The sequence below is a fragment of the Klebsiella indica genome (assembly GCF_005860775.1).
GTDB lineage: Bacteria > Pseudomonadota > Gammaproteobacteria > Enterobacterales > Enterobacteriaceae > Klebsiella > Klebsiella indica.
The window spans coordinates 1-13,759 of the sequence record NZ_VCHQ01000032.1 but is presented as its reverse complement, the minus strand read 5'-3'; the positions used below and the strand labels follow the sequence as shown (position 1 = coordinate 13,759).

The following is a 13,759-nucleotide window of genomic DNA, read 5'->3' as shown; positions in this document are numbered from 1 at the left end:
GATTCAGAGGGTCCGAAGTCGTGCATTTGCCTGTTCGAAGTCAGGCATGTTGGATGCCCCTTCCAGCTCAACGGCCAGAGAGGCGAAGGCGGAGGCCCAGGTTGCGGCCTGCACCAGACTGTTTCCGGCGGCAAGCGAAGCGGCCAGCGCGCCGTTAAAAGCATCGCCAGCACCGGTGGTATCCACGGTGACGGCAGGGAAAGCGCGGATATGGCTAAACTGATGGTTGTCCAGCAGCAACGCACCACGCGATCCCATGGTAATCAGCACCTTCTTAACGCCCAGCCCGGCAATGTGCAGGGCGGCTTCTTTTGCCGTATCAAGATCCTTGATGTCGATACCCGATAATAAAGAGGCTTCCGTTTCGTTCGGCGTAATCACATCAACAAAGGGAATGCTATGAATAATTTCAGCAGAATAAGGTGCCGGATTGAGAATAACGCGCTTACCCAAATCGTGAGCTATTTTAATAATTGAATGCGTCGCATCGAAGTTATTTTCCAGTTGCACTAATAACACATCAGATGACGATAACTCAGGAATAATTGCCTGAATTTCACTGTGGGTAATGGTGGTATTTGCCCCAGAATAAATAGCGATCATATTCTCGCCATTCTCCTGAGAAACGTAAATAATCGCATTCCCGGTCGGCTCACTCTCTGACTGATACAGGGTGTAAGAGTGAATAGCCGAACGCGTTAAATGTTCTGCCGCCAAATTGCTGAACTGATCTTTGCCCACTTTGGCGACAAAATGCACCTGGGCACCCGCTTTGCTGGCGGCGGTTGCCTGGTTTGCCCCTTTCCCGCCAGGCCCCAGACTGCTGCCCAGCGCCATCAGCGACTCGCCTCCCCGCGGGAAACGCTCAACCTTAGCGACAATATCAACATTGAACGAGCCGAATACACATACCTTACCCTGCATAAATTTTCCTTTCTGGCGTTCATCACCTGGTGATTTACGGTGATTAACAGGTCGCAGCAGTACCTCAAAACTATCACCGGTTTCCGAAATAAGCTCGGCCTGCAAACTACGGCGTAAAATAATGGCCCCACCATAACAGCGCTGCACCAGACCCATATTTGCAAGCGCATTTAAATCACTGCGTATCGTTTCTTTCGTGACATTAAAATAAGTAGAAAAATAATTCACATGGCCACGCTCATGCTCATCTAAATATCGCAAAATAGACTTTCTACGTTCTTCAAGAAACATAATTAACCCCGATGCCACCATTGCAGTATACGAGCCGTCTGAGGGCGGAAGAGTGACATCAATCTCATGTTTTCAGGCAAAACGGAAGCAAACAAAAATGCGCGATTCTCTCGCCTGAAATCGATTTAATGCACCGAACTGGAGAGCCCCAGGGCCGTCGCCAGACATTCTCCGGACGACAATGTCGCGACGGCGCTGTTGCAAATAAAGAGAGGGTAGGTCGGATAAGGTGTTCGCATCGCCTGCAAAATTAAGGGAATCTGCAATGTACAATTACAAAATAGTCGTGACGGTGGAATCCACCGAAAGTCGCTAATGCTAATGATGACGCACCGGGAATCGCGGTTTCCGGGAACCAGATGAGGAGAAAGCGGATTAATTCAGACCACACGATGATATTAAATTCACCTGAATGATTGGTCACCCCGCTGAGTCGAGAGGTAACGCAATTCAGTAAATTGCCGCACCTGAACCACCAGACACAAAAAAAGCGCCCGCAGGCGCTCTTTCGACAGTAGCTCTTAAGCTTATTTGTTCAGTTCCGCCGTCATATGCACATGGTTACCGGTAAAGGCTTCGGTAATTTTATAAGACGCTGCGCCAGCGGCCTGGGCCTGAGCGGCGATTTTCGCTTCCGCGCCGTCCATCGTTGCCGCGGAAGCGGTTACGGTTTCAGCGGCGAAGGAACCAAAAGAAGCGGCCATAGCGATAACTGCGACAAAAGTTTTGATGCTTTTCATGATATAAACCCTTTACGTTAGTTGTTTAGATAAGGCGTTGTGCCTTGATGTGATAAATAGTAGCCCTCACATGACCAAACAAAAAGCGGAAGGATTTGTCTTTATCATTCAAAAAAATTGACTTAAATTTAACCCGCAATTAACCGCTGTGGATGGGTATAGATCGTCGCTCTGCCCGGCTTACAAAATCCCACCAGCGTCAGGTTGCAACGTCCGGCAACCTCCACCGCCAGCGTGGTGGCGGCGGAAACCGCAAACAGGATTTCTACTCCGCACATCGCCGCCTTCTGCACCATCTCATAGCTGGCGCGGCTGGAGACCAGCGCGGCGCCGCTGCCCCAGTCCCCCTCTACGTCGGCGCGGCGTCCGAGGAGTTTATCCAGCGCCACGTGCCGGCCAACGTCCTCGTAGCCGCCCGCAAGAGCGCCGCAAGGGTCAACCCAGGCCGCAGCATGCGTACAGCCGGTAAGGCGACCTATCGGTTGAAAATCATGCAGATGCGCCAGCGCGCGATCGAGATTCGCCAGATCGAATGTCTGAGTAAACGGCAGCGGCTGCACCGGTTTGCCGATATCGTTGAGCTGCTCAACGCCGCATACCCCGCATCCGGTGCGCCCAGCCAGCGCGCGACGACGCGCTTTCAGCCCCATAAAACGGCGGCTGGAGAGCTCAATTTGCACCTCCAGACCGTTACAGGCCTGTACGACATCGATCCCATAAATCTCGCGTCGGCTTTCAATAATCCCTTCAGATAAGGAAAAGCCTACGGCGAATTGCTGCAGATCTTTCGGCGTCGCCATCATCACCACGTGCGAGATCCCGTTGTAAACCAACGCGACCGGAACTTCTTCAGCCAGCGTGTCTGGCTGAGGCTGTTGCAAATTTTCACGCTTCCAGAGCGCGACCTGGCGACAACCCGTGATATCCATCACGTTTTCGACTTGTTTATGAGGGTTCTTGTTCACTTTATCTTAACCGTATTGGAACAGGCACACACACAATGTGGTATTCTATTTATATCCCTTCAGGAACGAGGGAAATTACCTCAATTCTGAACCTTCGCGGCTCTTACCGCAAAGCAAATAACTATACGTGACAATGTCGAAACAAGGAGCGAACCATGCAGGTCAGCAGAAGGCAGTTCTTTAAGATCTGCGCTGGCGGTATGGCAGGAACGACGGCAGCGGCGCTGGGCTTTGCCCCCGGCGCAGCGCTCGCGGAAACCAGGCAGTACAAACTGCTGCGCACCCGCGAAACCCGTAACACCTGCACTTACTGTTCCGTTGGCTGCGGGCTGTTAATGTACAGCCTCGGCGACGGCGCAAAAAATGCCAAAGCGTCAATCTTCCATATCGAAGGTGACCCGGATCACCCGGTCAACCGTGGTGCGCTCTGCCCGAAAGGGGCCGGTCTGGTGGACTTTATCCACTCCGAAAGCCGCCTGAAATTCCCGGAATACCGTGCGCCAGGCTCCGATAAGTGGCAGCAAATCAGCTGGGATGAGGCGTTTGACCGCATCGCTAAGCTGATGAAAGAGGACCGCGACGCCAACTTTATCGCGCAAAACAGCGCGGGCACCACCGTTAACCGCTGGCTGACCACCGGTATGCTGTGCGCCTCCGCTTCCAGTAACGAAACCGGTTATTTAACCCAGAAATTTACCCGATCGCTCGGCATGCTCGCGGTCGACAACCAGGCGCGCGTCTGACACGGACCAACGGTAGCAAGTCTTGCTCCAACATTTGGTCGCGGTGCGATGACCAACCACTGGGTCGACATCAAAAACGCCAACCTCGTCGTGGTAATGGGCGGTAACGCCGCTGAAGCGCACCCTGTCGGGTTCCGCTGGGCGATGGAAGCCAAAATTCACAATGGCGCGAAGCTGATTGTGATCGATCCCCGTTTTACGCGTACCGCATCGGTGGCCGATTTCTATGCCCCCATTCGCTCCGGTACTGACATTACCTTCTTGTCAGGCGTCATGCTGTACCTGTTGAACAACGAAAAAATCAACCGTGAATATACCGAAGCCTATACCAACGCCAGCCTGATCGTGCGTGAGGATTACAGCTTTGAAGACGGTCTGTTCAGCGGCTACGACGCGGAAGCCCGCAAGTACGATAAAACGTCCTGGAATTATGAGCTGGATGAAAACGGCTTTGCCAGACGCGATACCACGCTGCAACATCCGCGCTGCGTCTGGAACCTGCTGAAACAGCACGTTTCCCGTTATACACCGGAAGTTGTCGAAAACATCTGCGGTACACCAAAAGCCGACTTCCTGAAAGTCTGCGAATATATCGCGGAAACCAGCGCCCATGATAAAACCGCATCGTTCCTGTATGCGCTCGGCTGGACGCAACACTCCATCGGCGCGCAAAACATTCGTACGATGGCGATGATCCAGCTGCTGCTCGGCAATATGGGGATGGCTGGCGGTGGCGTCAACGCCCTGCGCGGTCACTCCAATATCCAGGGGCTGACTGACCTCGGCCTGCTGTCGCAGAGCCTGCCGGGTTACCTGACGCTGCCGAACGAAAAACAGACCGATCTGCAAACCTACCTCGCCGCCAACACGCCAAAACCGCTGTTGAAGGGCCAGGTGAACTACTGGGGCAACTACCCGAAATTCTTCGTTTCCATGATGAAGGCCTTCTTTGGCGATAAAGCCACAGCAGAAAACAACTGGGGCTTTGACTGGCTGCCGAAGTGGGATAAAGGCTACGACGTACTGCAGTATTTCGAGATGATGAGCCAGGGTAAAGTGAATGGCTATATCTGCCAGGGCTTTAACCCGGTGGCCTCATTCCCGAATAAAAACAAGATCGTGGCGTCGCTTTCGAAACTGAAGTATCTGGTGACCATCGATCCGCTCAATACCGAAACGTCCACCTTCTGGCAAAACCACGGTGAGTCGAACGACGTTGATCCGTCGAAAATCCAGACCGAAGTGTTCCGCCTGCCATCCACCTGTTTCGCCGAAGAGAACGGTTCTATCGTTAACTCCGGCCGCTGGCTGCAGTGGCACTGGAAAGGCGCGGACGCCCCCGGAATTGCCGTCACCGATGGCGAGATTCTGGCCGGTATCTTCCTGCGTCTGCGTAAGATGTACGCCGAACAGGGCGGCACAACGCCAGAGCCGGTGCTGAACATGACGTGGAACTACGCCACCCCTCATGAACCCGCTTCGGAAGAAGTGGCGATGGAGAGCAACGGTAAAGCGCTGGCGGATCTTGTCGATCCGGCAACCGGCGCGGTGATCGTCAAGAAAGGCCAGCAGTTGAGTTCGTTCGCGCAGTTGCGGGATGACGGTACCACCGCCAGCGGCTGCTGGATCTTCACCGGTAGCTGGACGCCGGACGGCAACCAGATGGCGCGCCGTGATAACGCCGACCCGTCAGGCCTCGGCAATACGCTGGGCTGGGCGTGGGCATGGCCGCTTAACCGCCGCATTCTGTATAACCGCGCCTCCGCTGACACCCAGGGGAAACCGTGGGATCCGAAACGCCAGTTGCTGAAATGGGACGGCGCAAAATGGGGAGGTATTGATATCCCGGACTACAGCGCCGCCGCGCCTGGCAGCGACGTTGGGCCGTTTATCATGCAGCCGGAAGGGATGGGGCGCCTGTTCGCGATCGATAAGATGGCGGAAGGGCCGTTCCCGGAACACTACGAACCCTTTGAAACGCCGTTGGGAACTAACCCGCTGCACCCGAATGTGGTCTCTAACCCGGCCGCTCGCGTCTTTAAAGACGACCTTGAGCAGATGGGCAAAGTGGCGAAATTCCCGTACGTCGGCACCACTTACCGCCTGACCGAGCACTTCCACTACTGGACCAAGCACGCGCTGCTGAATGCCATCGCACAGCCAGAACAGTTTGTGGAGATCGGCGAGAAGCTGGCGAATAAACTCGGCATCGCTCACGGCGATACCGTTAAGGTCTCCTCTAACCGCGGCTATATCAAAGCCAAGGCGGTGGTGACTAAGCGTATTCGCACGCTGAAAGCAGACGGTAAAGATATCGACACTATCGGTATTCCGATTCACTGGGGCTACGAGGGCGTGGCGAAGAAAGGCTTTATCGCCAATACCCTGACGCCATTTGTCGGTGATGCGAACACACAAACGCCGGAGTTCAAATCTTTCCTGGTGAATGTGGAAAAGGTGTAACGGAGACGACCTATGGCTTATCAATCGCAAGACATCGTTCGTCGTTCCGCGACTAACGGTTTCACTCCCGCGCCGCGGGCGCGAGAGTATCAGGAAGAGGTGGCGAAGCTTATCGACGTCACCACCTGTATCGGCTGTAAAGCCTGTCAGGTGGCGTGTTCAGAATGGAACGACATCCGTGATGAAGTTGGTCATAACGTCGGGGTATACGATAACCCCGCCGATCTGACCGCCAAATCCTGGACGGTGATGCGCTTCTCGGAAGTAGAGCAGAACGACAAACTGGAGTGGCTTATCCGCAAGGATGGCTGTATGCATTGCGCCGATCCGGGCTGTCTGAAGGCCTGCCCGGCGGAAGGGGCGATCATTCAGTATGCCAACGGCATCGTCGACTTCCAGTCCGAGCAGTGCATCGGCTGCGGCTACTGCATCGCCGGCTGTCCGTTTAACGTGCCGCGCCTGAACCCGGAAGACAACCGCGTCTACAAATGCACCCTGTGCGTCGACCGCGTAACAGTGGGACAGGAACCGGCCTGCGTGAAAACCTGCCCCACCGGCGCTATCCACTTTGGCTCCAAAGAGGATATGAAAACCCTGGCGGCTGAGCGCGTGACCGAGCTGAAAACCCGCGGCTACGACAACGCCGGACTGTACGATCCGGCAGGCGTCGGCGGTACGCACGTGATGTACGTGCTGCACCACGCCGACAAGCCGAATCTGTATCACGGCCTGCCGGAAAATCCGGAAATCAGCGCCACCGTGAAGTTCTGGAAAGGCATCTGGAAACCTCTTGCGGCGGTCGGCTTTGCGGCCACCTTCGCCGCCAGCATCTTCCACTATGTCGGTGTCGGCCCGAACCGCGCAGAAGAGGAAGAAGACAACCTGCATGAAGAGAATGACGAGGTGCGCAAATGAAAAGACGTGACACCATCGTGCGCTACACAGCGCCAGAGCGAATCAACCACTGGGTCACCGCCTTCTGCTTCGTGCTGGCGGCGGTGAGCGGGCTGGGCTTCTTCTTCCCGTCCTTCAACTGGCTGATGCAAATCATGGGTACCCCACAGCTGGCGCGCATTCTGCACCCGTTTGTCGGCGTAATCATGTTTGCTTCGTTCATCATCATGTTCTTCCGTTACTGGCATCACAACCTGATCAACCGGGACGATATCTTCTGGGCGAAGAATATTCGCAAGATCGTCGTTAATGAGGAAGTGGGCGACACCGGGCGCTATAACTTCGGCCAGAAATGCGTGTTCTGGGCGGCGATTATCCTCCTGGTGCTGCTGCTGGTAAGCGGGGTGATTATCTGGCGTCCGTACTTTGCGCCAGCGTTCTCCATTCCGGTGATCCGCTTTGCGCTGCTGCTGCATTCGTTTTCCGCCGTGGCGCTAATTGTGGTTATCATGGTGCATATTTACGCCGCGCTGTGGGTAAAAGGCACGATTACCGCGATGGTGGAAGGCTGGGTCACGAAGACATGGGCGAAGAAGCATCACCCACGCTGGTACCGTGAGGTTAGCGAAAAGCAGGATAAGCGCTAACCATTAGCGCAAGTATGTTGTGGCTCGCGAAAATGGCGTCGTGCATCGACGCCATTTTTTTAGCGGATACCGCTTTATATAGACAGCGAACCAACCGGGATTCTGGTCATATGAGCATCGAATAGATACTTTCACTAAAAAGACATATCGTGAATCCCCGGACTGCGTGGGTTCGCCCTCGCGCGAAAATCGGTATTGCGTCGCAAACAGAGCAGACATGCAGCTTAGCTATTGCACCGCTTGAGTCCACGACGAGCTATTCACAGCTGCACGGCGCATAGTCTGCGGTATCAACATCGGGTATCGTAACGTACACATTGCGATGCCATAGGTATATCCCGTAGGTCAATTACGGTTATCATTAGCGATATTCACAGAGCGGACGACATGATGCCCGCCAAATTACAGAGCAGGCCACTTTATACCTCATGGATTTCTGGTCGCATCAAAACGGCAAACGCGCGCAACCAACGCTGGCGCAGCCTGAAAAACCAGGGGATAGCCTGCCCAACCAGGAAGTGACTCAATGAGCATTCGTATCATCCCGCAAGACGAGCTGGAACAGAGCGAAAAACGCGCGACGGATATGATCCCGCCGCTATTATTCCCCCGGCTAAAAAATTTATATCACCGTCGCGCCACACGCCTGCGCGAACTGGCTGAAAATAACCCGCTGGGCGATTACCTGCGCTTTGCCGCGCTGATCGCCCATGCGCAGGAAGTGGTGCTGTACGACCACCCGCTGGAGATGGATCTGACTACGCGCATCAAAGAAGCGAACGCGCAGGGTAAACCGCCGCTCGATATCCACATTCTGCCTCGTGATAAGCACTGGCATAAGCTGCTGCATTCGCTGATTGCCGAGCTGAAGCCTGAAATGAGCGGCCCGGCGCTGGCGGTTATCGAGAATCTGGAGAAGGCCTCGGAGCAGGAGCTGGAACTGATGGCAAGCGCGCTGTTTGCGTCTGATTTCACGTCGGTCAGCAGCGATAAAGCACCGTTCATCTGGGCCGCGCTGTCGCTCTACTGGGCGCAGATGGCCAGCCTGATCCCTGGAAAAGCCCGCGCGGAATATGGTGAGCAGCGTCAGTTCTGTCCGGTATGCGGTTCTATGCCGGTCTCCAGCGTGGTACAAATTGGCACCACCCAGGGTCTGCGTTATCTCCACTGTAACCTGTGTGAAACCGAGTGGCACGTGGTACGCGTGAAATGCAGCAACTGCGAACAGACCCGGGATCTGCACTACTGGTCGCTGGATAACGAGCAAGCGGCGATTAAAGCCGAAAGCTGTGGCGACTGTGGGACTTACCTGAAAATTCTCTATCAGGAAAAAGATCCAAACGTTGACGCCGTCGCCGATGACCTGGCATCTCTGGTGCTGGACGCGCGTATGGAACAAGAGGGTTTTGCCCGCAGCTCCATCAACCCATTCCTGTTCCCGGGAGAAGGGGAGTAGTTGCTGACGTTATGCCGGGCGGCGCTTGCTGCCCGGCTTACAAATAAGTAAGACGTCATCACGTCTGGTATTCCAGTAAACTCTTTAGCATCGCATTGCATCCCTTGACTGAAATCTGCCGTTTTCTTTTATTAAAAACCAGGCCAAAATACTGTATATCCAAACAGGAAAGAGAATAACAAATGGCGCTTGAAAAAGGCATTGCAGAACTGGTTCAGGAATTTATCGATGCAGGCCGCCCCTCATCGCGCGAACAGAATATTGATGACCGTAGACGCGGCTATATCGCCAGTACGGTACTGGCTGGAGAACAGGAAAAGCGCGTTCAGGTAGAAGATATCGAGCTTGAGGGCATGGCATTTCGCGTTGTCTCTCCCCTTAACGCTTCTGGCGCTCTCCCTGCCGTTATCTATTTCCACGGCGGCTGCTTTATCAGCGGCGGTTTCGCCACTCATGACAATCAGCTCCGCCAGTTAGCATACCATAGCGGCTGTCGGGTTATCGCCATGCAATACCGGCTAGCGCCAGAGCAGACTTTCCCTGCCGCGCATGACGATGCGGAAAAGGGAACGCTGATTATTCATCGCCACGCAGAACGACTCGCAATCGACGCTTCCCGTATTACGCTTGCTGGCGATAGCGCCGGAGGACATCTGGCATTAGTGACCGCTCTGCGCCTTAAAGCTGCCCATAGCTGGCAGCCAGCGCAACTGATTCTGATTTACCCGATGCTGGATCCCACCGCCAGCATGAAGAGCTATATCGACAACGGTAAAGATTACATCATCACCGAGGATACGCTGCTCAGTGGCTATGAAATGTACCTCTCATCAACAGAACGCCGTCATCCGGAAGCCAGCCCGCTGTGGCGTAACGACTTTAATGGCTTACCGCCAGTGCATATTCTGACCGCGGAATACGATCCCTTGTGTGATGAAGGCGAAGCGCTGTATCGGCACATGGTTGAGCAGGGCGTTGACTGCACCTGTCAGCGCTATCTCGGGGTGATTCATGGCTTCTTTCAGTCAGGGGGAATCAGCCCGGCGGCACGAAGCGCTATGAGGGATATCGCCTGGCGGGTTAAATCACCAGGCCAATAGAGATAAGCACGCAGGGAAACTACTCTTCTTCGTTCCCGCCCTCTTCATACGAGCCGAACGGCTTCGCGGGAAGAACAATGTAGATCCCCTCAAAAACCGCACCCAACTGGTCGTCGCCAAAGAGTTCAACCTGTAGCTGAACGCGCGCTTTGCGCCCTCGCGCCAGACGATCGAGATCGCCGCTCAGGGAGCCGAGATCGGCAACGGCGCTGGGGCGTCCGCTAATGGGCTGGCTATATCGAATATGCGCATCGGCAAGAATAATTGTGCCGCCGAGATGCCGCTCACGCAGCATCAGCCAGATAAGCCCCCAGCCGGTTAACGTTGCCTGTGAAAACAGGCTGCCGGCAAACAGCGTATGGTGCGGGTTCTGGTTGCCGGATTCCGGCATGGTGGTGATAAATTTTTGCCCGGTATACTGCTGAATGCGCACGCCCATTTTCTCGCTAAGCGGGATATGCTGATACCAGGCCTGTTGTAGCTGAGCGCACCAGTCGCCGCGGTGTAAAATATCGTCCAGCGAGGCAATCGGCTTGATCATCAAAAAATGGCGAATCGGGGTGGTGGTCGGAGTGGTAATTTCACCCTGATTGACAAAACCGAGCTTAGCAAAGAAGTCCACCGCATCTTCGCGGGCGCTACAGGTCACGCGTTTAACGCCTTCCTGACGGGCAACGGACTCCAGGGTCATCGCCATCAGGGTCCCCAGACCTTTATCCTGTACCGAGGGATCCACAGCCATAAAGCGAATGGAAGCTTCATTCTCCGCATTGACATATAGTCGCCCGACGGCAACCAGATTGCCCTCTTCATCGACCACCATCTGGTGGTGCGCCATCGCATCCCAGGCATCCCGCTCGGAGCCTTTCGGCTGATGCAGCGGCTTACGCAGCATCTCCCAGCGAAACTGATAGTAGCTCTCTAACTCTTCTTCTGTTTGCGGTACACGAAGGTGATACATAGCTGTACTCTCTTTTGTTATCCGCTGCCTGACTGAAAACTGGCTCATACCTGCAACCAAAAAGTCACTGGGCCATCATTCACCAGCGAAACTTGCATATCGGCAGCAAATCTTCCGGTCTGTGTATTCATTTCCTGGTGGCGACAGCGCTCAACGAAATATTCGTACAGCGCTTCCGCTTTATCCGGCGCCGCCCCTTTAGAAAATCCGGGACGCATTCCGCGCCCGGTATCCGCCGCCAGCGTAAACTGTGAGACCACCAGCACGCTGCCGCCAGCCTGCCGTACGTTAAGGTTCATCTTGCCTTCGGCATCGCTAAAAATACGGTATCCCAGTACGCGTTCGCATAGACGGTTCGCCTTTTGCTCATCATCGTCGCTCTCGACACCCAGCAGCACCAGAAGCCCTGGGCCAATTTCACCCGTCACGTCATCCTCCACGGTAACGCTGGCTCGGGATACGCGTTGAATTAATGCAATCATGATTGTTCTGTTTCTTCTTTTTTCAGTTTGCGGTATTCACCGAGAGTGACAGTAATTTCAGCGCCAAGCAAGACGATACACCACGTCCAGTACACCCAGACGAACAAAATAGGCACCACGGCAATCACGCCGTAAATCAACTGATATGACGGGAATGCGGTGATATATAAAGCAAAGGCCTTCTTGCCTGCTTCAAAGAGCAGCGCGGCGACCAGCGAACCAACCACCGCATCGCGGTTGCATACCTGTGTCGTCGGCACAATGCTGTAGAGCAGCCAGAATGCCACCCAGGATAACAGCAACGGGAAAATGCGCAGGACATCATCAATAAAGCTATTCAGTTCACTTGCCCACCGTAACGACAGCAGATAAGAACTGATCGCCAGGCTGGCCCCCGCCAGTAGCGGCCCCAGAGTCAGGATCATCCAGTAAACCGCAAAGGAGTATGTCTTTGGTCGCTTTCGGGTACTGCGCCAGATCGTATTCAACGCGCTATCAATGGAATACATCAGCAGCAACGATGTCACGATCAGACCGAAAGCGCCCAGGGCGGTCATTCGCCGGGAGTTAGCCACAAACTGCTCAATATAGCCCTGAATGACATCCCCGGTCGCCGGGATAAAATTGGCAAAAATAAAATGACGAATCTGAATACTGACGTCAGAAAACATCGGAAATGCCGCGAACAGCGCGAAAATCACGGCGATAAGCGGCACAAGGGAGAGCAACGATACATAGGCAAGGTTGCCCGCCAGAGTCGTCATATTATCTTCATCAATACGCCGCCATAACAGCTTTAGCCAGCCTGCCAGCAGCCGCACATTGCGCGTTGTTTTTTGATGAACGGTTTTTAACATAACTGTTTGGCAAAATAGTTAGGGATGGTCTCCTTTCCGGTCACCAGAATACTGGTGATGCTTAACAGATTAGCCCCCGCGATATTATCGGCGTTATCGTCGAAAAAGATCGCATTCTCAGCCGGGAAACCTTCTGATTCGAGAACACGCTGGTAGATCCGCGCTTCGGGTTTACGCATCCCCATCTCTTGCGAAAGATAGATATGGTCAGCGGCAGCGCGTATCTCCGGGTATTCATCCGGCCAGAAAGTGGTATGTAAACGGTTAGTATTCGACAGCACCACCACCCGATGCCCCTGTTCACGTAATTTTTGCATGATCGTGATAACGTCCGGGCGCAGGGCAACAAAAACAGCCTGCCAGCCATGAGAAAACTGCTCGTAGCTCAGCGACATATTCATTTCGTGGCACATCTTTGCGGCAAAATCTTCATCGCTGATTTCGCCGCGCTCATGCTGATGAAACGCCTCCCCCATAGTGAAATGCTGCTTCAGTGTCGCAAGAGGGATGCGCGTTAAATCACTCCATGTCCCGAGCACGCGGTTAAAGTCAATATCGACAATCACATTACCTAAATCAAAGATATAGAGCATGGTCCTCTCCTTTTGTACCGTGGAAAATTAACTGTAGCGGGAAAGGAGAAGTTTGACCATGCGAGAGCGGGAACTGAATGTTCTTAAACGTGCCTGGAACTGAGGAGGCGATCTCAACGACGTATAATGCTATCAAAGGGTCGATAATACTGCCGTGATATTGCCCCAATGCCGCTCACTTAAGCAAATCATCGGTGTTGTCTTTTGTTTTATTTGTCAGCGGCAATCGCATTATTGGTGGTTTAAACGAAAATCTAATTCGGTTGATTCGCTTACTGAGCTGATACGGGCTGAAATATAAAGGATATGACTTTTTTTATGATTTTCAGCCTCTGAAAAGCCACTGACGAATAACGGACTCACCGCATGGGGGTTGGGCGCATCAAGGAAACCTGGCGAGAACGCAGGCGCGCATCCAGGACTGGCCGCCAGGACGGCGGCCAGAGGGCGGGTCGAGACAGGGACAAAATTGCCGGGAGCAATTTTGAACAGCGCTTGCGCTGGCCCTGGAAGGGCGAGTCCCAGGGATGGGACGAGTAGCGTCGAGTCCCGCCCGGTCCGCCAGATGAAGCCGGAGTGGAGCGGACCGCGCAGCGGCAGGTTTTCAGCGCCATGCCGGGGGTGCAGGGGGACGGGCAAAACG

At 54.2% G+C, this 13,759-nt stretch carries 12 protein-coding genes and 1 pseudogene; 5 read left to right on the top strand and 8 right to left on the bottom strand.

Features of this window, described 5'->3' with window-relative positions:
- Positions 1-3: 3 nt before the first annotated feature.
- The 3 genes from FE839_RS21580 to fdhD form a co-directional block, all read right to left on the bottom strand.
- Entirely contained in the window at positions 4-1,215 is a 1,212-nt protein-coding gene (locus FE839_RS21580) for a PfkB family carbohydrate kinase (RefSeq protein WP_138362819.1), read from the bottom strand.
- Between the two features lie 527 nt (positions 1,216-1,742).
- Positions 1,743-1,955: a YdgH/BhsA/McbA-like domain containing protein gene (locus FE839_RS21575; protein ID WP_138362818.1), complete on the bottom strand. Its 213-nt coding sequence runs from the start codon at positions 1,953-1,955 to the stop codon at positions 1,743-1,745.
- Positions 1,956-2,083: 128 nt separating this feature from the next.
- Positions 2,084-2,884, bottom strand: coding sequence for a formate dehydrogenase accessory sulfurtransferase FdhD (fdhD, locus tag FE839_RS21570; RefSeq protein WP_374043500.1), 801 nt, complete (start codon positions 2,882-2,884; stop codon positions 2,084-2,086).
- 191 nt (positions 2,885-3,075) lie between these two features.
- Here fdhD and fdnG point away from each other — a divergent pair, with 191 nt between their 5' ends.
- The 5 genes from fdnG to FE839_RS21545 all read left to right on the top strand — a co-directional run bounded on the left by fdnG (position 3,076) and on the right by FE839_RS21545 (position 10,223).
- The gene (fdnG, locus tag FE839_RS21565; RefSeq protein WP_138362816.1) at positions 3,076-6,126 is read left to right on the top strand and encodes a formate dehydrogenase-N subunit alpha; all 3,051 of its coding nucleotides are present in this window, start codon (positions 3,076-3,078) and stop codon (positions 6,124-6,126) included.
- 12 nt (positions 6,127-6,138) lie between these two features.
- Entirely contained in the window at positions 6,139-7,041 is a 903-nt protein-coding gene (gene fdxH / locus FE839_RS21560; RefSeq protein ID WP_138362815.1) for a formate dehydrogenase subunit beta, read from the top strand.
- Positions 7,038-7,667, top strand: a complete 630-nt coding sequence (fdoI, locus tag FE839_RS21555) for a formate dehydrogenase cytochrome b556 subunit (protein ID WP_138362814.1) — start codon at positions 7,038-7,040, stop codon at positions 7,665-7,667. Before fdxH ends, fdoI begins: the two co-directional genes overlap by 4 nt.
- 526 nt (positions 7,668-8,193) lie before the next feature.
- Positions 8,194-9,123, top strand: coding sequence for a formate dehydrogenase accessory protein FdhE (gene fdhE, locus FE839_RS21550; protein ID WP_138362813.1), 930 nt, complete (start codon positions 8,194-8,196; stop codon positions 9,121-9,123).
- A 182-nt stretch (positions 9,124-9,305) separates the two neighbouring features.
- On the top strand, positions 9,306-10,223 hold the full coding sequence (locus tag FE839_RS21545; RefSeq protein ID WP_138362812.1) for an alpha/beta hydrolase: 918 nt from the start codon (positions 9,306-9,308) through the stop codon (positions 10,221-10,223).
- Between the two features lie 19 nt (positions 10,224-10,242).
- On the opposite strand, the gene fabY is transcribed toward FE839_RS21545, so the two are convergent.
- From fabY to FE839_RS24785, 5 genes and pseudogenes are all read right to left on the bottom strand, one after another.
- Positions 10,243-11,184, bottom strand: a complete 942-nt coding sequence (gene fabY, locus FE839_RS21540; RefSeq protein WP_171034944.1) for a fatty acid biosynthesis protein FabY — start codon at positions 11,182-11,184, stop codon at positions 10,243-10,245.
- 44 nt (positions 11,185-11,228) lie between these two features.
- A complete protein-coding gene (dtd, locus tag FE839_RS21535) occupies positions 11,229-11,666 on the bottom strand; it encodes a D-aminoacyl-tRNA deacylase (protein ID WP_138362810.1) in 438 nt (145 codons plus the stop codon).
- A complete protein-coding gene (locus FE839_RS21530; protein WP_138362809.1) occupies positions 11,663-12,523 on the bottom strand; it encodes a virulence factor BrkB family protein in 861 nt (286 codons plus the stop codon). Before FE839_RS21530 ends, dtd begins: the two co-directional genes overlap by 4 nt.
- Positions 12,517-13,116, bottom strand: a complete 600-nt coding sequence (gene yihX / locus FE839_RS21525) for a glucose-1-phosphatase (RefSeq protein ID WP_138362808.1) — start codon at positions 13,114-13,116, stop codon at positions 12,517-12,519. Before yihX ends, FE839_RS21530 begins: the two co-directional genes overlap by 7 nt.
- Before the next feature lie 231 nt (positions 13,117-13,347).
- Positions 13,348-13,759 (bottom strand): annotated as a pseudogene (locus tag FE839_RS24785) (hypothetical protein); the annotation flags it as partial.

Coding starts and splice junctions, on each gene's coding strand:
- FE839_RS21580 (WP_138362819.1), bottom strand. CDS start 1,215: ATGTTTCTTGAAGAACGTAGAAAGTCTATTTTGCGATATTTAGATGAG.
- FE839_RS21575 (WP_138362818.1), bottom strand. CDS start 1,955: ATGAAAAGCATCAAAACTTTTGTCGCAGTTATCGCTATGGCCGCTTCT.
- fdhD (WP_374043500.1), bottom strand. CDS start 2,884: ATGGATATCACGGGTTGTCGCCAGGTCGCGCTCTGGAAGCGTGAAAAT.
- fdxH (WP_138362815.1), top strand. CDS start 6,139: ATGGCTTATCAATCGCAAGACATCGTTCGTCGTTCCGCGACTAACGGT.
- fdoI (WP_138362814.1), top strand. CDS start 7,038: ATGAAAAGACGTGACACCATCGTGCGCTACACAGCGCCAGAGCGAATC.
- fdhE (WP_138362813.1), top strand. CDS start 8,194: ATGAGCATTCGTATCATCCCGCAAGACGAGCTGGAACAGAGCGAAAAA.
- FE839_RS21545 (WP_138362812.1), top strand. CDS start 9,306: ATGGCGCTTGAAAAAGGCATTGCAGAACTGGTTCAGGAATTTATCGAT.
- fabY (WP_171034944.1), bottom strand. CDS start 11,184: ATGTATCACCTTCGTGTACCGCAAACAGAAGAAGAGTTAGAGAGCTAC.
- dtd (WP_138362810.1), bottom strand. CDS start 11,666: ATGATTGCATTAATTCAACGCGTATCCCGAGCCAGCGTTACCGTGGAG.
- FE839_RS21530 (WP_138362809.1), bottom strand. CDS start 12,523: ATGTTAAAAACCGTTCATCAAAAAACAACGCGCAATGTGCGGCTGCTG.
- yihX (WP_138362808.1), bottom strand. CDS start 13,116: ATGCTCTATATCTTTGATTTAGGTAATGTGATTGTCGATATTGACTTT.